This window comes from Pedobacter sp. FW305-3-2-15-E-R2A2 (assembly GCF_038446955.1).
Taxonomy (GTDB): Bacteria; Bacteroidota; Bacteroidia; order Sphingobacteriales; family Sphingobacteriaceae; genus Pedobacter.
The window spans coordinates 6,507,024-6,533,503 of record NZ_CP151803.1 but is presented as its reverse complement, the minus strand read 5'-3'; the positions used below and the strand labels follow the sequence as shown (position 1 = coordinate 6,533,503).

Annotated in this window: 23 protein-coding genes; 14 read left to right on the top strand and 9 right to left on the bottom strand. The window is 41.5% G+C overall.

Annotation, left to right across the window (positions count from 1 at the left end; translation table 11 throughout):
* Positions 1-2: 2 nt before the first annotated feature.
* From AAFF35_RS26485 to AAFF35_RS26470, 4 genes are all read left to right on the top strand, one after another.
* On the top strand, positions 3-1,022 hold the full coding sequence (locus AAFF35_RS26485; protein ID WP_124581389.1) for a type I asparaginase: 1,020 nt from the start codon (positions 3-5) through the stop codon (positions 1,020-1,022).
* A gap of 1 nt (position 1,023) precedes the next feature.
* Positions 1,024-1,683, top strand: a complete 660-nt coding sequence (locus AAFF35_RS26480; RefSeq protein ID WP_342329490.1) for a formylglycine-generating enzyme family protein — start codon at positions 1,024-1,026, stop codon at positions 1,681-1,683.
* Between the two features lie 97 nt (positions 1,684-1,780).
* Positions 1,781-3,196, top strand: a complete 1,416-nt coding sequence (locus AAFF35_RS26475) for a rhodanese-like domain-containing protein (protein ID WP_342329489.1) — start codon at positions 1,781-1,783, stop codon at positions 3,194-3,196.
* A 26-nt stretch (positions 3,197-3,222) separates the two neighbouring features.
* A complete protein-coding gene (locus tag AAFF35_RS26470; protein WP_342329488.1) occupies positions 3,223-4,185 on the top strand; it encodes a YpdA family putative bacillithiol disulfide reductase in 963 nt (320 codons plus the stop codon).
* On the opposite strand, the gene AAFF35_RS26465 is transcribed toward AAFF35_RS26470, so the two are convergent.
* Positions 4,182-5,174, bottom strand: a complete 993-nt coding sequence (locus AAFF35_RS26465; RefSeq protein ID WP_342329487.1) for an alpha/beta hydrolase — start codon at positions 5,172-5,174, stop codon at positions 4,182-4,184. The genes AAFF35_RS26470 and AAFF35_RS26465 overlap by 4 nt on opposite strands.
* Before the next feature lie 72 nt (positions 5,175-5,246).
* On the opposite strand from AAFF35_RS26465, the gene AAFF35_RS26460 reads away from it, so the two are divergent.
* Together AAFF35_RS26460 and AAFF35_RS26455 are read left to right on the top strand one after the other, a co-directional pair.
* On the top strand, positions 5,247-6,218 hold the full coding sequence (locus AAFF35_RS26460; RefSeq protein WP_074612060.1) for a polyprenyl synthetase family protein: 972 nt from the start codon (positions 5,247-5,249) through the stop codon (positions 6,216-6,218).
* Positions 6,219-6,307: 89 nt separating this feature from the next.
* Positions 6,308-7,753: a M28 family peptidase gene (locus AAFF35_RS26455; protein ID WP_342329486.1), complete on the top strand. Its 1,446-nt coding sequence runs from the start codon at positions 6,308-6,310 to the stop codon at positions 7,751-7,753.
* Here AAFF35_RS26455 and xrtN read toward each other — a convergent pair.
* The 7 genes from xrtN to AAFF35_RS26420 all read right to left on the bottom strand — a co-directional run bounded on the left by xrtN (position 7,724) and on the right by AAFF35_RS26420 (position 15,482).
* Positions 7,724-9,061, bottom strand: a complete 1,338-nt coding sequence (gene xrtN / locus AAFF35_RS26450; RefSeq protein ID WP_342329485.1) for an exosortase N — start codon at positions 9,059-9,061, stop codon at positions 7,724-7,726. The genes AAFF35_RS26455 and xrtN overlap by 30 nt on opposite strands.
* On the bottom strand, positions 9,052-11,568 hold the full coding sequence (locus AAFF35_RS26445) for an XrtN system VIT domain-containing protein (RefSeq protein WP_342329484.1): 2,517 nt from the start codon (positions 11,566-11,568) through the stop codon (positions 9,052-9,054). Before AAFF35_RS26445 ends, xrtN begins: the two co-directional genes overlap by 10 nt.
* A 3-nt stretch (positions 11,569-11,571) precedes the next feature.
* Positions 11,572-12,939 (bottom strand): cell envelope integrity protein CreD, encoded by a 1,368-nt coding sequence (gene creD, locus AAFF35_RS26440; RefSeq protein ID WP_342329483.1) that lies wholly within the window; start codon positions 12,937-12,939, stop codon positions 11,572-11,574.
* Positions 12,940-12,991: 52 nt separating this feature from the next.
* Positions 12,992-13,294: a transcriptional regulator gene (locus AAFF35_RS26435; RefSeq protein ID WP_124581371.1), complete on the bottom strand. Its 303-nt coding sequence runs from the start codon at positions 13,292-13,294 to the stop codon at positions 12,992-12,994.
* Positions 13,291-13,911, bottom strand: coding sequence for a hypothetical protein (locus AAFF35_RS26430; RefSeq protein ID WP_342329482.1), 621 nt, complete (start codon positions 13,909-13,911; stop codon positions 13,291-13,293). The genes AAFF35_RS26435 and AAFF35_RS26430 overlap by 4 nt, the downstream gene beginning before the upstream one ends.
* Positions 13,912-14,001: 90 nt before the next feature.
* Entirely contained in the window at positions 14,002-14,643 is a 642-nt protein-coding gene (locus tag AAFF35_RS26425) for a DUF47 family protein (protein ID WP_342329481.1), read from the bottom strand.
* A gap of 74 nt (positions 14,644-14,717) precedes the next feature.
* Positions 14,718-15,482 carry a DeoR/GlpR family DNA-binding transcription regulator gene (locus AAFF35_RS26420; RefSeq protein ID WP_074612068.1) on the bottom strand — a complete coding sequence of 255 codons (765 nt, stop codon included), beginning with the start codon at positions 15,480-15,482 and terminating at the stop codon, positions 14,718-14,720.
* Positions 15,483-15,643: 161 nt separating this feature from the next.
* Here AAFF35_RS26420 and AAFF35_RS26415 point away from each other — a divergent pair, with 161 nt between their 5' ends.
* The 3 genes from AAFF35_RS26415 to AAFF35_RS26405 all read left to right on the top strand — a co-directional run bounded on the left by AAFF35_RS26415 (position 15,644) and on the right by AAFF35_RS26405 (position 17,748).
* Complete coding sequence (locus AAFF35_RS26415) at positions 15,644-16,549, top strand: glycerophosphodiester phosphodiesterase family protein (protein WP_342329480.1); 906 nt, start codon at positions 15,644-15,646, stop codon at positions 16,547-16,549.
* Between the two features lie 73 nt (positions 16,550-16,622).
* Positions 16,623-17,303 carry a GDSL-type esterase/lipase family protein gene (locus tag AAFF35_RS26410; RefSeq protein ID WP_342329479.1) on the top strand — a complete coding sequence of 227 codons (681 nt, stop codon included), beginning with the start codon at positions 16,623-16,625 and terminating at the stop codon, positions 17,301-17,303.
* 64 nt (positions 17,304-17,367) lie between these two features.
* Complete coding sequence (locus tag AAFF35_RS26405) at positions 17,368-17,748, top strand: hypothetical protein (RefSeq protein WP_342329478.1); 381 nt, start codon at positions 17,368-17,370, stop codon at positions 17,746-17,748.
* Here the strand turns inward: AAFF35_RS26405 and AAFF35_RS26400 are convergent.
* Positions 17,727-18,869 (bottom strand): acyl-CoA desaturase, encoded by a 1,143-nt coding sequence (locus tag AAFF35_RS26400; protein WP_342329477.1) that lies wholly within the window; start codon positions 18,867-18,869, stop codon positions 17,727-17,729. The genes AAFF35_RS26405 and AAFF35_RS26400 overlap by 22 nt on opposite strands.
* A 185-nt stretch (positions 18,870-19,054) precedes the next feature.
* On the opposite strand from AAFF35_RS26400, the gene AAFF35_RS26395 reads away from it, so the two are divergent.
* The 5 genes from AAFF35_RS26395 to AAFF35_RS26375 all read left to right on the top strand — a co-directional run bounded on the left by AAFF35_RS26395 (position 19,055) and on the right by AAFF35_RS26375 (position 26,474).
* Positions 19,055-20,068: a LacI family DNA-binding transcriptional regulator gene (locus tag AAFF35_RS26395; RefSeq protein ID WP_342329476.1), complete on the top strand. Its 1,014-nt coding sequence runs from the start codon at positions 19,055-19,057 to the stop codon at positions 20,066-20,068.
* A 531-nt stretch (positions 20,069-20,599) separates the two neighbouring features.
* Positions 20,600-23,716: a TonB-dependent receptor gene (locus tag AAFF35_RS26390; RefSeq protein ID WP_342329475.1), complete on the top strand. Its 3,117-nt coding sequence runs from the start codon at positions 20,600-20,602 to the stop codon at positions 23,714-23,716.
* A gap of 20 nt (positions 23,717-23,736) precedes the next feature.
* Positions 23,737-25,152 (top strand): RagB/SusD family nutrient uptake outer membrane protein, encoded by a 1,416-nt coding sequence (locus tag AAFF35_RS26385; RefSeq protein WP_342329474.1) that lies wholly within the window; start codon positions 23,737-23,739, stop codon positions 25,150-25,152.
* Between the two features lie 12 nt (positions 25,153-25,164).
* Entirely contained in the window at positions 25,165-25,680 is a 516-nt protein-coding gene (locus tag AAFF35_RS26380) for a DUF5004 domain-containing protein (protein ID WP_342329473.1), read from the top strand.
* 11 nt (positions 25,681-25,691) lie between these two features.
* On the top strand, positions 25,692-26,474 hold the full coding sequence (locus AAFF35_RS26375) for a hypothetical protein (protein ID WP_342329472.1): 783 nt from the start codon (positions 25,692-25,694) through the stop codon (positions 26,472-26,474).
* Positions 26,475-26,480 lie beyond the last annotated feature (6 nt).

Below are 26,480 nucleotides of genomic sequence, written 5' to 3'. Positions count from 1 at the left end.
CAATGACCAAAATACTGATCATCTACACCGGTGGAACCATAGGGATGGTAAACGACCCTAAAACCGGTGTCCTTATTCCTTTTAACTTCGAACAAATTCAACAAAATGTACCCGAACTGGCCAGGTTAAATTATGACCTTTCGGTGTATTCTTTTGATCCCATTCTTGATTCTTCTAATATGGATCCTCTGATTTGGGAGCAATTGGCGAAGCTAATTCAGGATAAATATGAAGAGTTTGATGGATTTGTAGTGCTACATGGTTCAGACACCATGTCCTTTACCGCATCTGCATTGAGCTTTATGTTGGAAAATCTCTCTAAACCAGTCATCCTTACCGGATCCCAATTGCCAATAGGGGAAATCAGAACAGATGCAAAAGAAAACCTGATTACGGCGCTGGAAATAGCAGCCATGAAAAAACAGGGAAAGGCAATGGTTCCGGAAGTATGTATTTATTTCGATTATCAATTGTTTCGCGGCAACAGGTCCATTAAATACAATTCTGAGAAATTTGAAGCCTTCCGTTCCCCCAATTATCCGATTCTGGCAGAAGCAGGGGTACACCTGTCTTTCTTTAAAAATTACATTGCAAAACAACCTACTGAAGCGCTTAAGGTACATACCAGCTTCAATTCAAATATCGGCGTGTTAAAGCTTTATCCTGGAATTTCATCTCAGGCGGTTCATGCGATTACCAAATCAGGTGTAGATGCCATCGTGCTCGAAACGTTTGGTTCCGGAAATACAACAACTGCCGAATGGTTCATTTCCAGTTTACAGGATGCCGTTAATAGCGGTAAGCTGATCATCGACATTACCCAATGCAAAAGAGGTTCTGTGGAGTTAGGTAAATATGAAACGAGTAAGAAACTTCAGCAAATGGGAGTCATTAGTGGCTATGATACTACGTTTGAAGCCACTATTACTAAATTGATGTACCTGATGGGACAGGGCTTGCCAAATGAAGAAGTTGCCATTTTAATGGAACAATCTTTAAGAGGAGAGCTGACGGCCAGTTAGGATGGAAATCGATAAGGATTTACTGGTTGCAATTTCCGCCGGGGAAATTGTATTGCGGGACGATAGGATCAAAAGGGAATGGACAGTGAAAATTGATCCTTTCCTGATTGGCAGATATCCGGTAACTCAAGACCTGTATTTCTCCATTACAAAAGAATCTCCGTCTTTCTTTGAGGGGGATAAAAATCCTGTGGAACAAGTAACCTGGAAAGATGCGATTACTTTCTGCAACCTGCTTTCCCGAAAATCCGGACTCAACGAATGTTACCTCATCGATGATGATATTCGTTTTGATTTGAAGGCCAATGGCTATCGGCTTCCGTTAGAGGCTGAATGGGAGTATGCCTGTAAGGCTGGAGCATCGGAAGTAAGGTATGGTGACCTTGACGAAATTGCCTGGTATAAGGGGAATTCCCAAAATAGCACTCATGAGGTTGGTACAAAAATTCCAAATGCCTGGGGCTTATATGACATGTTGGGGAATGTGTGGGAATGGTGCTCGGATATCTATGATGAAGAGGTTTACGGTTCCTACCGTATTTTTCGCGGAGGTGGTTGGTGTGATGAGGCAAGGGGGTGTCTGGCCACAAACCGAAGACGTAGTCACCCGACTTCATTCAAAATTGATGACCTTGGTTTCCGGCTTGCCAGATCTTTATGATCCGTTCCTTTCCCTATAGTTATGTCATTAATAAGGGAATATTTGCGGTACTTCAATTATAACCTTAATTTTGTATTTCAATAGCATAAATACAAGAATGAAGATAGAGCAGATATATACAGGTTGTTTAGCAGAAGCGGCTTATTACATAGAGAGTAACGGCGAAGCAGCAATCATTGATCCTTTGCGTGAGGTTGCACCTTACCTGAAACGTGCGCAAAAAGACAATGCAACAATAAAGTATATTTTTGAAACTCATTTCCATGCTGATTTCGTGTCCGGACATGTGGACCTTGCCGAAAAATCAGGAGCTGAGATTGTCTACGGACCGACTGCTCAGACCACTTTCAGGTCGCTGATTGCGAAAGACGGAGAACAATTTAAGATCGGCGTGCTGATTATTACCACTTTACATACACCAGGCCATACGCCGGAATCTACGACCTATCTGTTAACGGACGAGAATGGTAAAGCATATTGTATTTTTACAGGGGATACCTTGTTTATCGGGGATGTTGGCCGTCCCGATCTGGCCCAAAAAGGAGAGCTGACGATGGAAGACATGGCGGCTACTTTATATGATTCCTTACAAAATAAGATTTTGACCCTTCCGGATGATATCCTGGTTTATCCTGCTCATGGAGCGGGCTCTGCCTGTGGTAAAAATATGAGTAAAGAGACGTTTGATACGCTGGGACATCAAAAAGAGGTGAATTATGCGTTGAAAGCGGCGACAAAGGAGCAGTTTATAAAAGAAGTAACGGAAGGCATTTTACCTCCACCACAATATTTTGCCAAGAATGCGGCGATGAATAGACATGGCTATGAAAGTTTTGACGAAGTCTATGAGAAAGGCCTGACTCCTTTATCACCTGATGAGTTTGAAGCCATGGCCAACCTTACCGGAGCGGTAATCCTCGATACCAGAGATCCACAGGTTTTCGCTAAAGGCTTTATTCCTTCCTCGGTAAATATTGGTCTTAACGGACAGTTTGCCCCTTGGGTAGGTGCGTTGATCACCGATTTAAAACAACCTCTATTATTGGTTTGTGAAACAGGAAAAGAAGAAGAGGCCATTACTCGTCTGGCAAGGGTAGGGTACGACAATACCATAGGCTTCTTATCTGATGGAATTGTCCTGTGGCAATCTGCAGGCAAAGACTTGGATACCATTACGTCTATTTCTGCATCGGAATTTGAACAGGTATTGAGTAATAATGAAAATATTCATGCACTGGATGTTCGTAAACCTGGCGAATATGAAGCTGAACACCTGGAACAAACGTTGACACGTCCATTGGATTATATCAACGACTGGACCAATGAAATTGACCATAAGGAGACTTACTATATCCATTGCGCAGGGGGCTACCGATCTATGATTGCGGCTTCGATTCTAAAAGCACGTGGCGTAGAAAATGTAATTGATATTGCGGGTGGTTATGGAGCGATTAAATCTACGGGTTTGAAACGCACAGACTTTGCCTGTCCTTCAAAAGCAATGAAGTCTTAACCGCACATAAAAACATAAGAAAATTAATGAAAGACTATGATGTACTGATTATCGGTGCCGGCCCTATAGGTATGGCTTGTGCTATTGAAGCGAAAAAGGCCGGGCTGAGTTATGTCATCGTGGAAAAAGGAGCCTTAGTCAACAGCCTGTACAACTATCCGGTTTTTATGACCTTCTTCTCGACTTCCCAGCGTTTGGAAATTGGGGATGTTCCTTTTGTGAGCATCAATCCGAAACCAAACCGCAATGAAGCCGTAGAGTATTACAGGAGAGTAGCTGAAAAATTTTCTTTAAATATTCATTTGTTTGAAAGGGTAGAGAAAGTAAGGAAAGAGGCAGATGGGCTGTTTGATGTAGGGACTTCCAAAACAACTTATAAAGCAAAGCAGGTCATCATTGCTACAGGATTCTATGATATCCCTTTGTTGATGGATATCCCCGGAGAAACGCTGCCTAAGGTCACACACTATTATAAAGACCCGCATTTGTATGCTTTTCAGAATGTGGTAGTGATCGGTGCAAATAATTCTGCCATAGATGCCGCACTGGAAACTTACCGGAAGGGGGCAAAGGTAACTCTGGTCATTCGTCGCGGAGAGATCGGTTCTTATGTGAAGTATTGGGTAAGGCCTGACATCGAAAACAGGATTAAAGAAGGAGAGATCACCGCTTATTTTAATTCAGAAGTGCTGTCTATTACGCCAGATCAGGTAAGAATTAAAACTCCGGAAGGGGAACAGGTCATTGAAAATGATTTTGTCATCGCCATGACTGGCTATCAGCCTGATTTTGGCATGCTGAAAAAATTGGGTGTGGAGATGGGTGATGGCAGTCAGCCTTTCTATGATCCGGAAACGATGGAAAGCAATCTGCCAGGCTTATACCTGGCAGGGGTAGTTTGTGGTGGAATGGATACCCATAAATGGTTTATAGAAAACAGTAGGGTGCATGCGGAGCAAATCTTTGCCCATATCGCAGCTCAGTCCTAATTGATCTTTAATACGGTGTGTGTGAAGCTATCTATAGCCTTCTCTACTGCCGGAATATCTTTGGAAGTAATGTGAGAACCCAATACATGGCTTGCGCCGTTAGGGATCGCCGTTTTAACTTTTAAATCTTTTGGCGTACCGAGCTCATCAAACATGCTTAGTTCTGCAGATACTTTTACAGTCTGGTCCTGTTCCTGTTCGTTTTTATAATAATAAAGCAGGAGAACGGGTTGTTTTACCTTTCCAAAAGTTTGTTTATTCATGCTGGTTTCTACCAGTTCCTGAAGTTGCACCGTAGATTCCAGACGGTAACGGGTGTACCAATATTTTTCATAGGTGGCAGACTCTCCTTCGATCACCCTTTCTTTGCCCCCAAGCGCTAAGCGTGCGATCTGTAATCCCCATGGTGCATTGAGCATGAAAGCCATTTTATCATTGATCTCAATATTTGGAGAAATAAGTATCAGGCTGTTGATCTGATCCGGATAGGTTGCAGCCAGTTTTAAAGCCAGGGTTCCTCCGGTAGAAGTGCCGACAAGAATAATTTTCTTTCCCAGTTTCTTTCCAATTTCCATAGCTTGTTTGGCGCTTTCCCAGAGACGGTCGGCGGTGAAATATTCCATTGCAGCGGTCGTATCCACACCATGGTCTGCAAGACGGGCGAGGTATAAGTTGGCTTTGATTTCTTTCGCTAAATGAAGGTGTACAGGATTTCCTTCTTCCTTAGATGCTGAATAACCGTGTAAATAGACTACAGCATATTCCGATTGGCTTTTTAAAGCGGAGTCCGCCCAGATAATTTCGGCCTCGTTACCCGGTTTTACTTTATGCTGGGATTCGATCTTTTTTACATAATCTTCCAGTTGATTGAGGTCAGGAACAGGGGGAATCTCAGTGTTATATTCGGGATGCTTAGGCTTCGGACCCATGAAATATACTACGGTAGCCACCAAAATAACGGCGATAAGTACTTTAAATGTTATTTTCACTTTAAACTTTTTACTAAAAGTACGCTTTTAAAGATATTTAATTTATGTTTGCACACATATTTTTTTACCTGAATGCCAGGAATAAATCAGATAAAACTCCCCATAGCCGCCGACATAGCTGCCTTCGAAGAAAAATTCAAGGCCTCGATGCATAGTGATGCACCATTGCTGGATAGGATTACCCATTATATTGTTAAAAGAAAGGGTAAACAGATTCGTCCGATGTTCGTCTTCTTTGCTGCAAAACTTTGTGGCGGAATCATTGAGTCTACACATAGAGGTGCTGCATTAGTAGAGCTTTTACATACCGCAACGCTGGTTCATGATGATGTGGTAGACAATGCTTATGAAAGAAGAGGCTTCTTTTCCATCAATGCTTTATGGAAAAATAAGATCGCTGTTTTGGTGGGCGATTATTTATTGGCGAAGGGCTTATTGCTTTCTGTGAATAATGGCGAATTCCGTTTACTGCAAATCGTTTCTGAAGCGGTAAAGCAGATGAGCGAAGGAGAATTATTGCAAATAGAGAAAGTAAGGAAAATGGACATCAGCGAAGAACTTTATTTCGATGTGATCCGTCAGAAGACCGCTTCCTTAATTGCCTCCTGCTGTGCCTGTGGTGCTGCATCAGCCGGTGCAGATGAAGAAACCATAGAAAAAATGAGGTTGTTCGGTGAAAAGGTTGGTATTGCCTTCCAAATCAAAGACGACACTTTCGATTTCGGTACTGACGATGTCGGAAAACCTTTAGGGATCGATATTAAAGAAAAGAAAGTGACCCTTCCTTTGATTTATGCTTTAAACCGATCAGAAAAAGCAGAGAAAAAGAGAATTATCAATCTGGTGAAAAACCATCAGGATGAGCCTGCAAAAATACAGGAGATCATTGATTTTGTGAATGCCAAAGAAGGGGTTCGCTATGCGAATGAGAAAATGGTGCAATATCAGCAGGAAGCTTTCGAGATCCTTCACAGCTTTGAACCTGGAGAAGCGAGAACAGGTCTGGAGCAATTGGTGCGCTATACGACAGAACGCAAGAAATAGTCTTTCGCAATAGATTTGTTGCAGAACAAAAAAGAAAGAACGTAGGACATCGCGGTCAAAATTCTTATTTTCATCAAAAAAACATCTTTATGAAAGCTTTCTTTAGTTTGCTCATCTGTGGTATGGCCTTTTCCGCGCAGTCGCAAGACAATTTTACTCCCGTTTTTGAGAAAATCAGCAATGAGGTACAGGCCAATTCCAACGCTTATGGAAACTTGAAGTTTGCCACGGAAAGTATCGGACATCGTCTGACGGGTTCCGCTAACGGAGCTAAAGCTGAAGAATATGCTTTCAATCTTTTAAAATCCTATGGTTATGATGTAAAATATCAGCCTTTCGAAGTGGAAAGCTGGAGTCGCCTGACCAATGAAACTAAAATAGGGGATGCTGAAAATGAAATGAGAAAAATCAGTTCAGTGACTTTAGCCCATTCGCCGGTTAAAGCAGTCGTTGTTGGGGAAATGGTAGACCTGGGAAATGGATTGGAAGAAGATTATCAGAAAGATGCGGGTAAGGTAAAAGGAAAGATTGCTTTGGTTTATCTGGGGGTTTTACCCGGTTCTCCGGCAAATACGCCCTCATTACACCGTTCAGAGAAGGCCGCAATTGCGACTAAATACGGAGCAAGCGGAATCATCATCATCAATGGTGTTAAAGGTGGAGTATTGCTTACCGGTACGGCCTCTGTTACAGGAAAACTGATCCCTATTCCTGCTGTTTGCATCGGACTGGAAAACGGAATGCGTCTGAAAGAAGCTTTAAAAACGAAAAAACAATTCGCAAGTTTAAACATGACCAATTTTTCGGGAATGATCAAAGCCCGAAATGTAATTGCGACCATAAAAGGAAAAACACATCCGGAGGAGAAGATCGTGGTAGGTGGACATCTGGATAGCTGGGATCTTGCTACCGGTGCGATAGATAACGGAATCGGATCTTTTGCCATTATGGATATGGCACGTACTTTTAAAAAGTTGAACCTAAGCACAGATCGTACTTTGGAGTTCATTCTGTTTATGGGCGAAGAACAAGGCTTACTGGGATCTAAAGCTTATGTAGATGCGGCAAAAAAAGAAAACACATTGAATCAGCTGCGGTTCATGTTAAACTATGATATGACCAATGATCCTAAAGGATTTTCTACCAGCCGAAAGGAAATGAAAACTTTATTTACCGATTGGGGTGGGCAGATCAGTAAACTCGATACTGGTTTCAAGAATGTTTTTTACTCCGGTGCAGGGTTGCATAGTGATCATCAGCCGTTTTTATTGCAAGGCGTACCTACGGGTGGTGGTGCAGGAGGTAAATTACCTAATAATTCCGGCCCTTATTACCATTCTGATGGAGATGTGTTTAAATTGGTAGATGAGCAAGGTTTGAAAAACACCGTAAGGTATAGTGCTATGCTGGCTTATGCACTTGCCAATACGCCGACCATCCCTGTGGTTAAGCAAACTGAAGAAGCTTTGAAAGTCTTCCTTCAGGATAATGAACTGGAAGTTCCGTTAAGGATTGCCGGCGAATGGCGATGGTAAAAGTGTTTCAGTAATTCTTTTAAGATCCTCGCTTTTGGTGGCATTGACGTTAACAAGGTAAAAATCCTGATTTTCCCTGGCCGCATTCCACCTCCATTGGAACTGGTCAATGGTTTTCATTTTTCCATTGTCAAACCACCAGGAGGCATAGATCTTATCCTTGCCCTTAACCAGAGTGCCCGTATAAATTTCGGTTCCGTTGATCATTTCTTTTTTTATCAATTGAAACTCATAACCACTCCCAGTCCAACAGATCATGGGATTGTGTTCCGGGGCGTAAAAGGAAGTTGGCTTCATATAGATCAATGCTTCTTTGTTCTCAAACTTTAATACATTGTTTTGAAGAAAAGTTTTCTGATATCCTTTTAATGCAATGTACTTGCTGTTTTTGTGCGCTGCAGGCACATTTTCAGATGAATGGATGGAGATAAAAATGATAACACCAAAGAACATAAAGTGTAAGAGCGGGTACTTTAAAAAATGTGCTGTTGCTTTTGATTGATCTTCCATTTTCGGGTTTATTTTACCAAATCGTTTCACAAAAGAGCCACTTAGTGCTATCAAGGGTAAAATGACGTAAACGATCAGTGTACACATCCCAACGAGGTCATGCATTGTTGTTCCAGGCATAATCTTGAAAATGACAATCATCATGATCCTGAAAAAGTTGGAAATAATATTCAGCAGGAATGTCAGGATCAGCATCGCCAGCAGGCTATAAAAAGGAAGAGATCCTTCGTTCTTCCTCTGGTGGTAACTGAGGATAAAGAGGCAGATCAGCAAAGAGATACTGAGCATGTTTAATCCGGCGCAGGCCTGATCAATGTAAAAATCGTAACCATCAATGGTAATGATGTTTCCAGTCGCCTTGGCATGTATTCCTGCCAGGGTTATGGTTTGAGCAACTGTATTGCTTAACCATAACCGAAGGGGGAAGCTGAGCGTGTCGCTAAAGAATTTAAAAAGTGGGGACAGCAGTACCAGGACGAAAAAAAAGTTCAGGCTAATCTTCCCCATGAAATTTTCAAATAGCAACAATATCGTAAATACCAGTGTAAAAAACAGGGTTGATTTTGCCGGAATAAAAACGGCAAGCAAAATGAAAAGCAAGGCAGGAATAAGAAAGCGCAATGACCTGCTTCCACTTTCTATGCGGCATACATAAGGAATAATGGCTATTCCGATGTATACGGTGATGTCCCAGATCAGGTATCCCGAAAGCAACCTAAAAGAGATCAATGTATAACAGAGACACATTATGACCGGCAAAAGAAGCGTCAATGGCTTTCTCAATCCTGCTATTTCCATAATTGGCTCAATCTGTTAAAATGTCCGGACTGATAACTGAAATAAATCATCACAGTTGCACACAGCATGATGAGCATCCATTCATGTGGTTCCGGAGCGGCACCCGAAGATTGAATAGAGGCATTTTTCAGGCTGTTCTTGCTCTCTTCTATTCCAAAACGATCATAGTCCTTCTGGCTTTCTAAAATGATCATACTGGACACCGGAGAAACAATGAAGGCCTGATCGGCTGTGGCCAGCAGCTCAGGCCGAACATAATCTTTCTCAAAATAGGTAGCCCCTACTTTTTTAAGAATGTCATTGTAGGCAAACAAACGAAGTAAATGATCCGGAGCATTCGTATTTACACTGCCTTTTATCTTTTCTACTTTCATCGTTGCATTGGGAATCATCAGGGAATTTTCCTGCGCTTCGAAGGTTTTAAATTGATTGGTCTGCAATTGGCTAATGAGTAGGTCTAGATCTCCTTCATTATAGTGGAAGAGACCAAATTCCTTTAATGTTTTTAGGTAAGGACTGCTTTGTCCGCCTAGCTGATATAAGTGAAATGGTCTGGCTTTAGCAAAGAAAGTACTGGTCTTTTTCTGGAATCTACTATTTTCCAGATCTCTAAGGTTAGGTTCATTTCCACTACTTTTGCTAATGACCAGCGCGTTTTCGGGATCTGAGATTTCATAGAACGGAAACAGGCTAAAGTTCAGTTCACTAAAATCGTTGTAAACCGAACTTAAATTCTCAGTAGTTACTTTGATCAGTTTTCCCTTAAAAACATATACGTTTTGCTGACTTATTTTTAGCCAGAGTTTTTTCAGTTCTTGTTCAGACCAGGAACGATTGAGGTCCAGATAAATGACTGTTGGTTTGAATGGTGTAGGGATAGCCCTCGCGTCTTTCAGCTGATAACTGTTGCCTCCAAATGAAAAGAGCTGAGCAGATAACTCGGTTTTACCAAGACTTAATGTCCATTTGTCTTTGTACTGGCGGTCTGAAGTGTATTTTCCGTTTTTCTGAAGGTTGAAGTCCGTGTGGAGTTCCTTTGGAGAGACCGAAAAATCAAGCTGAACGCTTTCTTCCGCATTTTTTGCCGTAGGGCCATCAAACCAGGTGTTTTCATAGATGAGTTGATTGTTCTCTTTTTTCAGGGGACTGCTGATGCCGATCTTAAATTTCCTGTTTTCTTCGCTGGTGCATGGAAAGACGCGAACACTTACTGTATTGCCTTCCTGCCAGTGAACCACAGAAGGATCGCGGGATTCGACTCCGACAATCGTTTTGTAAGCAGAATCTGCTTTCCCTTTTGTCGTCAGGCGTGCCTTTTCCTCTATCCCGTTGATCCATAAAGAAAGTGAACTGATGACCGACCCTTCAGGGAGGTGAAAGGTATAAATAGCCTCCTGGTTCATGCTCCATGGCCTTTGGCTATTGTTGCGAATGCTTAATGTTTTTTCTGTGTATGCCATGCGGTATTCGGGATACACTTTGATATTGCTGGTTACACTTTGCGTTTCCAGGTCATCACCAGACCAAAGTCTTTCCTCAGCAAGGTGTCTGGAATCATAAATGGATTTGAGGATCTTAATCCGGTTTTCGTCACTCAGATTAGGTTTACCCGACCACAAACTGGCGAATACAATCAGAGGATCATGCTTTTTAGGTTCTGCAAAGGAAGATCTGACATCTCCCCAAAACCAATTTCTGTTTTCATTTGGAGTGGTATATACCAGGTCGGCTTTCAGGTATTTTTCCGTAATTAGTGATTTTGGGAGTTGAGCTGCAATGACTGCCCATTCAGGAAGCGGGCTTTCATTTAATGAATTGTGATTTTGAGATAAACGGACACTTTTATTCAGCTGACTCCACTCAAAGGTAAACCAGGCGGCAATAAGTACCGGAATCGTAAAACCGGCAGCAATGGAATATTTTAGCACAGGGATTTTTTTAACAAAAATCACCAGAAACGAAATGGAAATGATGGCCAGAAAGAGTGGAATAAAAGAATGAATAGATAAGCCTAAAAATATAGCTGCCAAGGCACTAAGTGCATAAAATGGAATCAGATAAATGGCATAATAGATGAACAGCAGGCTTGATGCGGCCAATAGGAATGTCAGTATATGTTTAGCGAACAGACCGAATGCCTCTTGTATTGTGCTCAATACCATGGCCAGGCATGCGATACAAATGTATACAGAGAGCCAGGTGCCGGAACTGTTAAAAATATTCATGACTCTGTTCAGAGAGAATGCACTGATGAACCAAAGGACAAGTACAAGGGCCGTATATTCAATTTTAGCCTGACCCGCTTTTCTTTTGTACAAGAAAGCGATTTTGTATAAAAACAGCAGCGCAAAGATGGCCGAAAATCCGTAGCAAAGGATAAAAAGAAAAAATGCCGTGTCTTCTCTGAGAAAACCTGAAATCACAAATACCGCTGTTGAAATAAGAATAGAGACAATTCCGCTCAGGCGGAATTTGTCTTCTAAAAGAATGGATTTTATGCTTTTCATGATTTAAGCAATTGCAGGTTGATTTTTATTCCAGTTGATTTTAACGGAGAAATACATCAGACAGGCGACGGTGATAAATAAACCGATACTTCCAAAAAGGAGGGCCATGTCCTGCAATTGAATGATCACATAAATGAAACTATAAAATATGCTCAGGATAATGGCAAACACAAATGCCGCTTTCTTGTTTCTCAAAAATGTTCCGATAAAGACGCTCACCAGGGTAATGGTAGCTATGGAAGCAATTAAGTAAGCGAGTGCAAAGCCAATCTGTTCCGTGAAAGACAGCAACAGGCTATAGTAGATGATCATTGCCGCGCCAATTAACACGTACTGAAGCAGATTGACCTTTATTTTGTTGAGCAGTTCAATGAAGAAAAGAGAGATAAAGCTCAATAAAATGATCAGCACGGAATATTTTGCTGAGCGTGTGGTCTTCTGATATTGATCCACAGGAAGGAGGAATTTGACACCGAAGGTCGCTTTAGCTTTATTTTGTTCGTTTAGCGCATCATTGCTGCCCAGCCATTGCTGCGGAAAAGGCCGGTTGAAATTGGACATTTTCCAGTTGCTGCTAAATTGTTTATCCGTGATTGATCTGGTCTCGGGTAGGTAGTTGCCGGTAAAGCTCGGATTGCTCCAATTTCCTGTGACGCTCACAGAAGTGTTTTTTCCCAGATGGAGGAAATCTAATTCTCCGCTTCCGCGGAGGTCAATATCGTAGTTAAAGCGAATTGCCGTGCTTTTACCAGCACTAAGGTTGGCCTGTACCGCGAGACTATTGTTGAACAGGTGTTCCGGGGAGAAATCAGGTTCTGCGGTATAGGCCAGGTCCTCAAGTTTTATGATTGGGTTATTTTTTAACCCTTTTAGATCACTTAATCCGGCAATCACTTTAACCTTATCCCATAAGATCAGCTCTGGGTTAATGCCTGACTTTTTTAATTCCAGTTCGCTGAAGCGGCCTTGAATTTTCAGTTTGGTATTGTATACGACAGCATCAAAAATACCACGATGTAAAATTTCAGGGCTTACCTGGCTTTGAATGCTCAGGTCTTCAGGTAGGATATATACTACGGAGAGACCGTCTTTTAAGCTCGTTTTGCCAGCTGCATCTGTCACTTTGACGAAGGTTTTGTAAGGTAGCTGCATCACAGGGCTTTCGATCAATTGCTTACCGGACCATTTTTCTGCAATTTCTGTGATCGCTTCATTCTGACGTTGTTCACGTTCCGTAATCAGCGATTGAATCCAGGAGGAGGGAAGGAGTAGCAATACGGTAAGCATGCCAATTAAGAAGAGCTTGGCACCAACAGATTCCTGTAGTTGAGTGAAGACTGATTTTTGTGGGGGCAATTGAAATGGTTCCATGATTTTGATTTTTAAAAGTACTTTGTATTTCAAAGTAGTTGAATAAAAAAAATTAACGTTTTTGTTGTTTAATTAAATTTTCAAGGGATTGCAGGTGTTTCAGAAATGCGGCTCTCCCTTTTTCAGAGGCTGCATAACTGGTATTGGGTTTTCTGCCCAGAAAGGATTTATAGATAATGATATATTCTTCTTTCTCCAGTGCCTTCAGGTGAGAGGCCAGGTTACCATCAGTTACCTCCAGTAATTCCTTCAGGGAATTAAAGTCGTAATTCTCATTGGCCACCAGGATGCTCATGACCTGCAGGCGTATCCTGTTCTCAAAGGCTTTATCGAAATGTTCTAATGCTGATCTCACCTGTCGTATTTAAAATGCATGATAGAACCGTAAATGATGTGTAGTACTCCGAAACCTACGGACCAGAAAATAAGGCCATACCCAGGAAGTAAAGTCGCAAATAAACCAAGAATAATTTCCAGAATACCCAGCCATTTTACATCTTCAAAAGTATAATGACTTGCGGCAACAAGGGCCAGGCCATAAAATATTAAGCTTGCAGGAGCAACAACGGCATAATGGCCTCTTGCGATTAAAATCAGGATAAACAACCCCCCTGTAAATAAAGGAATAGCCATATTGATCATCAGTTTTCTGCTACTTGGGTTCCATACATTCTGATTTTTCTTCGCTGCTTTTCTTAGCGTCAGTAAAATTCCTGTTCCTAAGGAAAGGATCAATACGATCAGGGCAATAAAAAATAATTTCCAAAGTACCTGTTGGTCACTGATATAATAGTCTCTGTATTGAAGACCACCATAGGGACCATACACAAGATAGTAAGCATAACCTGCACCGATCAGTGCATAAACTCCAGCCATAATTCCTGACAATCCGCTTAAGGATATGAATTTGGCAGAACGTTCCATCAGGTTCCTGATAGAATTGAGTTCGGTATAAATTTCTTTCTCTTCCATAAAAGTACTTTGTGTTGCAAAGTAAAGTATTAAAAATTGAACTTGCAATAGTGTATTGCAAATTCAATAAAAAAAAAGGGGGGATTTGTATTAGGCGTTTTTCACCAGAATGCTCTCCAATACATTCGCGACATCGTCGCATTTGTCTGTAGCCATTTCCAGTGTTTGAAGAATCTCTTTTTGTTTAATGAGTTCAATGGCATTGGTTTCCGACTCGAATAAGCCAGCCAGTGCATGGTTACAGAGCGAATCTGCCTTGCTTTCACCTTTGTAAATCCTCAGACAGACATCGCTGATGAGTCCGGTATTTTTAAAAGTTTTGAGCTCTTTAAGTGCGATTTCGAGGTCTTTACACATTTCGATCAGCAGCTGGGCCATTTTGATCATGGGCTTGTTGAGATCAACTACATGGTATAGATCAATGTTAATGGCTGCGGTATGCATATGGTCGGCAATGTCATATAGCGAGCTGATCAGGGAATGGATGTCTTCCCTGCTGAATGGGGTAATGAGACTTGTGCTGAGTTTCAGGAAGACCCTGGTCCGGATGAGTTCGCCGATATGCTCCATGCGCTCAATTTCCTTGATGTGTATTTTTCGTTTTTCCATATCGGTCGTACTCAAGGTAAGCAGGAGTGCTTCTGAGATACTGACCAGATTTCCACCACATTCTTCGAAGAGGGGCTGGAATTTTTTATCCTTAGGGCTAAAGACTTTGAAAAAGCTATTCATATTACAGATGATATAACTCAAAAATATCGATCGTAATATTAACCCAGGATGAAGTTTTTGCTATCTGATGGCTATCAAATGATGGATACCTTTATGCCCATACTCTCCAGATTTTTTACCGTTTGGGGGGAAATACCGCTATCTGTAATGATATGGTCCACTTCGTCGATGCCGCAGATCTTGCCAAATCCTCTTTTTCCGAATTTCGTAGAATCGGCGAGGACTATTATTTTTTGCGAGGAATCGATCATTTGACGGTTGAGGTGTGCTTCAAAAGCATTGGTGGTGGTTAGTCCGAACTCAAGGTCTATGCCATCGACGCCGAGAAAGAGCTTGCTGCAAAAAACATTACCCAGGATATTGTCGGAATAAGGGCCGGTCACGGAGGAAGAACTTTTTCTAAGTAATCCGCCCAACTGAATCACTTCAATATTGCTATGGTGAACGAGTTCCAGGGCTACATTTAATGCGGAAGTGATGACCGTAAGGTTGCCTTTTGGCCGGATACACCTGGCTAATGCCAGCACTGTAGTACCTGATGCAATGATGATCGAGTCATTATCTTCTACCAGATCCGCAGCAAGGGCACCAATTCTCATCTTTTCTGTAGATTGCAGTTGTTCTTTTTCATTTACCGGCTTATCTACGGTATACGGATTGTTTAATGTTGCCCCTCCATGGGTTCTGAACAAAAGATTTTTATCTTCGAGTAGTTTCAGGTCTTTTCTGATCGTTACAGAGGAAACGTCCAGCTCTTTACATAAAGCCTGAACATCTACTGATCCATCAGTCTGAATTTTATTGAGAATATATTGGTGTCTTTCTGCTATATTGATCATCGAGGGTGTTGATTGTGGTTCGGGTACCTGATTTGAAATTAAAGATGCAACAAACTTAAGTGAAAAATAAATTATTCCATTTGTTTTTTAGTTTAACAGATCTATAATACCTGCTTAATAAGGAAACCGGGAGATTTGTCCTAAATCATCAAGACATGACCATGAAAAATACTACGTTTCTACTCTGTATAGCCGCAATAGGCCTATCTTCGTGTAAGACCATACAACAGCCTATGACTACTACTGCTCAATTTCCTGCTTTTAGTAACGAAGGCCATCGGGGTGGGCGGGGTTTAATGCCTGAGAATACCATTCCTGCAATGCAATATGCCATAGACCTCGGGATGACTACACTGGAAATGGATACCCACATCACCAAAGATCAGGAAGTGGCTGTTACCCACGATGATTACCTGAGCCCTGCTTTTATGCTCGATCCACAGGGTCAGGAGATCCCAAAATCCGATGCCCGGAAATATGCTGTTTTTCAAATGGACTATGCCGCACTGAAACAATTCGACCTGGGATCTAAATATTATGACGCATTTCCTCAGCAGAAAAAGATGAAAAGTTATATTCCCCGCCTGGGAGAATTGATAGAAGCCGTTCAGCAATATTTGAAGGAAACCGGTAAAAAACAGGTCTTTTATAATATAGAAACGAAATGCAGTCCGGAAGGAGATGGCTTCCTGAATCCGGATCCCGAAACTTTTGTCAAGCTGTTGATGGAGGTGATCGAGAAAAAAGGAATTCAACCATTTGTCGTCATCCAGTCTTTTGACAAAAGGACTTTGCAGGTATTGCACAAGAAATACCCAAAAGTGAAAACTTCCTATCTGGTGGCCAATAAAAAGAGTTTCGAAGAAAATATTGCCGATCTGGGCTTTAAGCCCTTTATCCTGAGTCCGATGTACCAAATGGTGAATGCTGAACTTGTTAAAAAGTGCCATGAACAACAAATAAAAGTAATTCCATGGACAGTGAATACCCCTAAGGAAATAACGGAGCTCAAAGCTTTAAATGTAGATGGAATCATCTCCGATTATCCTGATCTACTGGTTCATTAAGTAACATATTTGTTAATGAGTTTTGTGCATTGACACTATAGAAAGATCAGCTAAAGTCGTAGTTTAGTTCTGTATGAAAAAAGTATGCTGCTACCTGATTACAGGAATTTGCCTGATCTTTCTTTTAGCCCCTTTTAAGTTAAGTGCCCAGACTGCAAAATGGGATACCATTTCCAGAGCGAAGTACTATACCGAAAAACTGTCGAAATTTAAATCCGATCCGATTTCGGAGCAGGATTTTGTGTTTTTAGGGAATAGCATTACCGCAGGAGCCAACTGGCCAACCTTGCTGGATTTGCCTGTGGCAAAGAACAGAGGGATTTCCGGCGACATTACTTTTGGTGTGCTTGACCGCCTGTCAGAAATCATTGAGGCGAACCCTCGAAAAATATTTATACTCATCGGAATCAACGACATTTCTAAGGGCATTCCCGACAGTCTCATTCTGCGGAATTATAAGCGGATGATTAGTCGTATTCAGAAAGGTTCAAAGTCGAAAATTTACTTTAATACCCTCTTACCGGTTAATTATCCTGGTGATAAACAAAGGGATAGGAATGAACACATTACCGCACTAAATAAGGAAATCAGGAAGCTGAAAAGTAAAAGAGTGACCATTATTGATCTCTATCCTCATTTTATTGACGCAGAAAACAGACTCAGGGGAAACCTCAGTTCTGATGGTTTACACCTGAATGCTATAGGATATCAGGAATGGGCAAACCTGCTTAAAGCAGGTAATTATTTAAAATAGAATCTGTTTAGCTATTTATAACGTTCATCACATTAGATTATAATCAGGAATCAGGGGCTTTTTAATGGAAAATCAATTGGTAGTTTTAGCGCGCTTAATCGGGAATCTGAGTGCTGGTATGGTGGGAAGAGACCATGGTTTAAAAGGAAGTTTTTTGCAAAAAGAATTTAACCGGATTAAGTCGGAACTGGAAAAGTTGCCTTATCAGCAGCTGGAGGATACGATTGAGGTCTGTGAGTTTCATTTGTCGGAATCCTGCAGACTGGCAGATATCGTCATTCGTTTAAAGGTTTCCCTGAAAATGAAGAAAGACCTGACAGATGATGAGTTTTACCAGTTGATGAAGTGTGATACCCTGCTGAAAGAATTCAATACCTTAATCAATTTCAATAAAGCGCTGATTCAACGTAAAACAGATCTCAATCAGGAGATGGGTGCCGTATAAATGACCAAATCTACTGCTCTGTTGACATACCTGTTCTCTTTATAGGTTTCCTTGCCTAATTTCCTAAGCATCCGGTAATGAGATTTCAAGGCATCACCAAAGGTGATACATTCATTATAAGGCAAGTCGAATTCTGCGGCTGTTTGCTTAACGATTACTCCAATAGCAGGGTAATGGATATGGCAGATTTTAGGGAAAAGGTGGTGCTCTACCTGTCTGTTTAATCCTCCGCATAAGAAGGCTGCCAATTGGCTTTCTACCGCGAAATTAGCCGTTGTCTGCAGTTGATGCGCTGCCCATGCCTCTTCAATATTACCAGCTTCGTTAGGGAAAGGAAATTCTGTTGATTCTACCACATGTGCAAGCTGGAACACCAGGCCAAGAACTAAACCTTGTGCAAATTGCATAACCAGAAAGCCAATGATAAACTGCCACCAGGTCACGTTCATTACCAGAAGGGGAAGTACAATAAACAGGAAATAATAAATTCCTTTATAGAAAAAGAGATTAAAATATTCAATTTTAGGATGGCTCAATACATGCTCGCCGATCTTTTTCTGAAAGAACTTTTTATAGTCTTTTCTGAATACCCAGGAAAGCATGGCCAGGCTATATAATGCAAAAGCATAAAAATGCTGATATTGTTGTACCCTGTTGACGGTTTCAGAGGTAGAGAAACGGATCAGGCCGGGGGCAACGTCAATGTCTTCGTCATGCCCGGCAATATTGGTATAGGTATGGTGAACGATGTTGTGGCAAATGTTCCAGACATAAGGGCTGGCACCAATCAGGTTAAAGACAAAACTGAATATTTTATTAACTGTAGGATTGGGTGATAAGGCTTTGTGGATGGCATCATGGCAAACATTAAAGCCTACAAAAGCACCGAACATCCCCAAAAGGATGGACAGTAAAAGCATAACAGGTAAGCTTAGGTTGCCTAACAGCAATAGGAGATAGATGCCGGTTAGTCCGGTAATAAAGAAAAAAACCTTGAACCACATGGCAGCATTGGCATGCGTTGAAATATTATTTTCAATAAAGTAGGCATCAACCCTCTTCCGTACTGTAATATAAAATGTTGACTTATTGGCATTAGTGAATTTGACTTTTCTCGTCATAAATGTGTTTTCCCCTAAAAATGAATCGCTTGCTCCCCGTGTAATTTTGGCTAATGTACTATAATTAAATAGGTACATAATGCTTTCTTATATTATTATTTAGTTACGAAACTGCCGGCAGTTTAGATTTTCATCTATATTTACCATAAATTAATGGTTCTATATCAATCATTATTGAAACATAGATGGAGAGCGTAAATATCAAGCAATTAGCTAAAGCACTGAATTTATCCACTTCAACGGTGTCCAGGGCTTTCAGAGATAACAGTGACATCAGTAAGGAAACGAAGGAGAAGATACTTTCCAAAGCAAAGGAATTAAATTATCAGCCCAATCATTACGCCAGTAATCTGAGAGAGCAAAAAAGTAAAACCATTGCGGTAATTGTTCCTGAGCTGGCCAATAATTTTTTCTCGCAAGCCATTCGCGGGATCGAACGCATTGCCAGAGATAAAGGTTACCATATTCTGATTTATGCAACAGAGGATGATTATGAGAAAGAAGTATCCTTTATCAGACACCTTCATAACGGACGGGCCGATGGCATCATTATGTCCGTATCAGGAGAAGCCAATGACCATACTTATCTGAATGAACTGAGTCAAAACCGCCTTCCCCTGGTTTTCTTTGATCGTGTTTACGAAGACATCGTTACCCCAAGGGTGATTACCAATGATTACGACAGCAGTTTTGCTGCTACACAGCACCTGATCAAGCAAGGGTGTAAGGAAATTGCTTACCTCGTGATCAACAAAAATCTATCTATCGGAAAGTTTAGGATGCAGGGCTATCTTGACGCCCTGGAAAAACACCGCATTCCTTTTGACGACCGTCTGGTTGTGGATTGTACAAATAGTTATGCCAAGAACGATGCGATCTTAAAACGCTTACTTCTGGAGATTAAGCCTGATGGGGTCTTTACTTCCGTGGAAAGACTGGCATTTGCGACTTATTATGCCTGTTATGATCTTAACATCTCTATTCCTGATGACTTGAAGGTCATCGGCTTCTCGAGTCTGGAGATCGCCCCTTTATTAAATCCATCTTTAACGACGATTACACAGCCGGCAACCAAAATTGGAATCGCAGCTGCCGATCTTTTATTTAAGATGTTGGAAACACCGGGAGCAGTCAATCCCAGCGAAAAAATTATACTGAATTCTAAACTGATTAAAAGAAGGTCTACCGATCGGGCTTAAGCCCCCTTTTTTTAGCCGGATTCTCCCGTTTTTCAGCTTTCAAAAAGCCTCCGTAAAACATGGAAATCCGGCCTCATTTTTCTTCTCTTTTCCTCCTGCTAAAAGGCCATTTTTTTGCCATACAAAATCCCTGTTTTTTGAAAAAAATAATAACGATTTTCCGATTTCACGCAGAATTCACCTGGGATTTTAGAGCAGGCTTTGAAAAATGTGTGAATAATTACGGGAACGTTCCCGGTATCGTTCCCGGAAAAGCGTCCAAAATATCATAAGTGTAAAAAATACACTAATTAAGTTGAAAAATGTTTGTAATTATCTGATAATGAGTTTGTAATTGTTTTTACTCCTAATTTTATCAAAAATGGACTTGCAAATTTATATCCATATTTTTTACTTTTTGGAGTATAAAATATGGTGTTAAAAAAAAATTTAATATAAAATTTTGATTTCTCAGGTGGGCTTGTAAATTTACCATAAGTGTTACATACACTTAACATTAACCAAATATTTACATTAAAAAAGAGCCCAAATATGAAAGTATTTTACCTGATGAAGCATAGTCTTTTGGTGTGGTTAGCGCTAATCACATTGACGGCAAATGCGCAAACCAGTTCCTTAGCTGGAAAGGTACTTGACGAGACCGGACAACCGCTGCCCGGAGCATCTGTTCAGATCAAAAATCTCCAGAAAAGTACCACCACTACAGGCGATGGTGCCTACCAGTTAGGCGGATTAAGCAACGGGACTGTAACGGTTACCGTAAGCTATATTGGCTATCAATCGCACAGCCAGGAAGTCAGCATCAAAGGGAACACCACCCTTAATTTTAATTTAAAGCCAAGTGCGGAAAGCCTTAATGAGGTAGTCGTAGTTGGTTATGGTACGCAAACCAGAAGAGAGATTACGGGTTCTATTGCTAAAGTTACCGGCGATCAGATTGCTTCAACCCCTGCACCTTCATTTGAATCTGCTTTGGCAGGTAGGGCTGCCGGTGTACAGGTGACCACAGGATCCGGGATAGCCGGTTCTTCAGCGCAAATCAGAATCCGTGGAATTGGCTCCATCTCCGGTGGTGGAGAGCCACTATATGTGATTGATGGAATTCCAATGACCTCCGATATTTTCTCGGGTGCAGGCGCAAACGGCGACTCCAGAGTACGTGCTGGTTTTAATCAGAATCCCCTGGCTACCCTGAATCCGAACGACATTGAATCTGTAGACATCCTGAAAGATGCCGGTGCAGCTGGTATTTATGGCTCAAGAGGAGCGAATGGGGTAATTCTGATCACCACAAAACGTGGTAAGACAGGAGCACCGAAATTTAGTTTCTCTTCTAAAGTTGGATTGTCAAGTGCCTCCAACAGACCTCACTATACCAATAGCGAGCAATGGTTACAGCTTCGTCAGGAAGCATGGGAAAATGATGGCAATACCGGATTAGCCCCTTTACCAGCAAACATTACCTGGGAAGATGCGAAAAATACCAATACCGATTGGTGGGACCTGACTACCAGAGATGCTGTTTCTCAGGATTACAGTCTTTCTGTAAGCGGAGGAGGGAAGAAGCTTAAAACATTTTTAAGCGGAGCCTGGAATGATAACCCTTCCTATATTGTAGGCAACAGTTATAAAAGACTGAGTACAAGAGGAAATCTTGATTATACTTTTAATGATAAACTAAGTGTCAACCTATCGTCCAGCTGGGCACAGGGTGATAACCAACGTGTATTGGCTGCCTGGGCAGGAGGGATCGGAGATGCCATGTCTTCCGCCTTGCCTATTTTCCCAGTCTATAAAGATCCGGCAACCAACGATGGAAATCCTTATTTCTTTAACGGAGCAAACCCGGTAAGATCTGAAGAGAATACAGATTGGAGAACATTGGATACCCGTTGGATTTCCAATGTTTATCTGAATTATACTCCAATTAAAGACCTGACCATTCGTGTTGGAGGTTCCCTGGATTATAACGATACACAGCAAGACCGTTACCAAAGTAAATACCTTATTGATGGAGCAAAGCCAGTAAATGGACAATCGCTTCGCTTTCCGGTATGGGTAACCAATTATAATACCAATGCGACGGCCACTTACAACTTTAAGTTCACTGATAAGCATAAGTTTACCGCATTGGCCGGGGTTGAATATCAAAGATCCGTGACCAAACAATACAGCCGCATCGAATTATTTGGCCCGAATGCAACCGGCGTTTTTTATAAAAACCCGGATCTATTGGATCAGGCCACCAAATATTATGTAAATGATAAAGGAGGATTAATCGCTCCGGACGGACGTTGGGCGTTCGCTTCCGTATTCGCGAGGTTAAACTATACTTATAACGACAAGTTTGTTATTCAGGCATTGGCACGTACAGATGGTTCTTCCCGTTTCGGCCCGAACAATAAATACGGTTTCTTTCCTGCCATTTCAGGAGCGTGGATTGCCAGTCAGGAAGATTTTGTTAAATCTTTGGAATGGGTTTCCCTGTTGAAATTCAGAGCAGGATACGGAATTACCGGAAATGCGAATATCCCTTCCGACAAATGGCGCTCTTATTATAAAGTGGATGAAAATAAATATGGAAACGAACCGATTATCTATCCTTCACAGCTGGCTAACCCTGACTTGAAATGGGAAGACATCCGCAGCATTGATTTAGCACTGGAATATGGATTCTTAAACAACAGAATTACCGGTGAGATTTCTTATTATAATAAAAAGACCACAGATGCTTTACTAAGTGTTAACCTACCGGATCATGTGGGTTATGAAAGTCAGTACAGAAACCTGGGTAAAATTAGAAATCAAGGGTTTGAACTCAGTTTAAATACCAAGAACATCGTTACCAAAGACTTTAGCTGGACTACAAATTTCAATATTGCAACCAATAACAACAAAATTCTTGAAGTTGGTGGTCTACCTTCCGAAGCCATTCAGGGTGGAACAAATGATACCCGTGTGATTGTTGGTTACCCTATCGGAACAAACTTCCTGGTTCGTTATGCCGGAGTTGATCCAGCGGATGGAAACCCGATCTGGTTGGATAAAGATGGCAATCAGACGAAGACTTATAGCCCGGATAACCGTGTTGCAGCGGGTAAAGTAACCCCTGATTTTTCCGGAGGATTAACCAATACCTTTAACTATAAAGGTTTTGAATTCTCTACCTTATTCACCTTTGTAAAAGGACAGGATTTATGGGACAACTCTGCGAAATTCCAGTTCCAGGGTGCTTCTACTCAAAACTGGGTAGTGAGGGAAGATTTCTTTGACCGCTGGCGTAAACCCGGAGATATTGCTAAATATCCACGTTCTTATTATAATACAGCAAATGGATACCCGGGTGTGACTGCTCAATATTTATTCAACTCTAATATGTTCCTGTACGATGGGTCTTACATCAAACTTAAACAGGCAACGATTGCTTATACCCTTCCTGCAGAAGCAATGAGGAAGTTAAAACTGAGCAATGTGAAGTTTTATCTGACAGGTGTCAACCTGCTGACATTTACAAAATATCCAGGTGGAGATCCTGAGGTAGCCCGTGATTATGAAAATGCAACGGACCGTAACCTGAGTGCAAATGTCACTTACCTTACCCCGCCGCAGCAAAAATCATTCATATTGGGTGTAAACCTTAATTTCTAAATTTTTAAGCACAACTAGAGATGAAAACATTAAACAGATATATATTCACCTTTCTGACCGCTACAGCAGTGCTGGGTTTCCAGGGATGTGAAAAAGCACTGGAATTAGATCCATTAGGAGGAATTGAGAAAGAAGAAGTCTTCAGTTCTGAAGCGAACATCAAATCTTTACTGAACTCCATCTATACGGTTATTGGCTCAGACAAATGGTCAAATGGACGGGTTCAACAATTTAACGATTTGTTGGGTGATGAGTTTTTTGGCGCACAGCTGGGCTCTACTAAAGGAGAAATTTATAACCGCAATACCAGCGTTTTTAACGATGATATTAAGGGGCTTCACAAAGAACCTTATTATGCCATTCAGCGTTCCAATCAGGTATTGGATAACATCGGTATCGTTTCTGCCGGATTTAAAGACAATGCCGAAGGTCAGGCTAAATTTGCCAGAGCATTGGGACATTTTGACCTGGTGAAATTATTTGCACAGCCTTATAATACCAACACTGACAATGCGCATCCGGGAATTATCTTACAGTTGACGGTCAGCGTAGAAAGTGCAGTTGCCAGGGCTACAGTAAAACAAGTTTATGATCAGATCATTCTGGATCTTAAAGATGCTGAAGCTAAATTGCCTTCCCAAAATGGAATTTATCCCACAAAATGGGCTGCGAAAGCTTTATTGGCGCGCGTTTATTTTCAGATGAATAAATTCACAGAAGCCTATACCTATGCAAATGATGTACTGGCCAATGGTTTGAGTGTGAGAGGACAGAGTTATGCACAGATCGGGTATACAGATTTGGCTTATGCTGACCGATTCTCTGTAGCCGGTTCTAAAGAATCTATTTTCGAAGTGGTGAATGAGGCCGGTTTGTCTGGCCGTTCCAACAGCTACCGAGACCTTTATAAATCAGAAGGAGGCAACCCGGATATGAAAGTGATGAACAGCTTTTATACGGCGAACACAGGGGATGCAAATGACAAACGAGGTGCTGCCTGGTATGTTGCCGGAACATCGTCGGATTGGAAGATGCTGAAGAAATTTGATGTACAAAACTTCACCACAACCTTGATCCACTTTACAGAAATGAAACTGATCAGGGCAGAATCAGCAGCCGAAACAGGCTTAAACCTACCGGTAGGGATTGCAGATCTGAATGACATCAAATCCCGTGCTTATGGTACAGCTGCAGCCCTTTTGCCAGGGAATGCCAGTGCTTCTCTATTGAAAGACCAGGTACGGACACAACGTGAAAAAGAAATGATTGGGGAAGGTGACCGTGCGCAACAGATCAAGAGAATCGGAGCGAAAGGAGAAATTTCTTTCAGTCGCGGTGTAGTCTGGAATTGTAACGGAATGATCCTGCAGTTCCCAGGTACTGAATTTAACCTGAATCCTTTGTTCGTTAAAAATCCAGAAGGTGGATGTAATTAAAAATATACAGATATGAAAAAGTTAAAATATATCATTTTCCTGCTGGTAGTTCTAGGTGCTGCCTCATGTAAGCAGGATGAGCTGAAAGACATAGGCCCGGCACGCCAGGTAATCAGTGCTATGAAAGGGAACTGGAGCTTGAATTCTGTAATTCAGGTAGATGAATATGCTAAAGATAAACAGTTCCCATTTACTACAGTGGAGCTTACTGATCTATATCCTTACCGTGAAGCCAAGTTAACCCTGAATACCACTGAAGATCATAAACCGAGTACTTTCAGCATCTCGTTTGGCAATTCCCCTAAGTTTCTTAAACTGACTCAGGGAAACTGGACGGTAGACAATAACGATGCGCCTAAAACGATGACGCTGACCAGTGGAACAACTACTGACCAGATCACCATCGGGAAATACGGATTACTGGATCAGGGACAGTTGTTACTGAGTGTTAAAAAGTATCAGGTAGGCAGCAAGGGCGAGAGGACACTCGTTTTATCTAATAACTACTATTTCAAAAAAGCCAATTAAACAGTTATAAAATGAAAAGAATTTACAAATTATCGCTGATTGCCTTTTTCTGTTTGATTGGCATTACTGCGCAAGCGCAGAAGGCGCAGATAAAATATACGGTTACTCCCGGTGTCTTTACACCGGAAGATGAAGTGGTCCTTGAGATTGATCTTGCCGGCTCTTCCCTGGCAGGAAAGGAACCTTATATCTGGGCTTTCGGTCCTGGAGATGCCATCACGAATACCAGCTGGACGAGTTCTCCGGATATCGCGAAGTTTACTAAAGTGGCTGATGATAAATGGAAATACATATTTGTCGGAACTACGTTTTATAATAAGGGAGCATCAGACATCATCGGCAAGCCTTTTAGCTTTCTGGTGAAAACAAAAGATGGAGGAATCCAATCTGAAGATTATACACCTACGAAGTTTTCCCCGATTCTGTTTGTACCTACATTGTTCAGAAACTTCCCGCTACGCACCAGTCAGTATGATGCTTTGAGTCTTTATCTGGATCAACGCTATACTGCAAGTCCGAATAACCAACGTTTTTCTCCAACCAGTATCAATATCAGAATACTGGACGCGGCTGGACAGCTTGTCGGACCAGAAAAGAAAGGACTGCCGATCGTTAAACAAAAAGACGGCTCTTTTGGCTATACTTTCTTACCGGAAATATTGTTCGGTATTCCCGAAGGGAAGGTTGTAAATAAAGCAGTATACAGTTTTACCGGAACTGTAAAAGATGTGAATGGCTCAACGGTTCCTTATACTACCGAAGAGGCTGAGGTTGTATTTCTGGATCTTAAATAACACGCA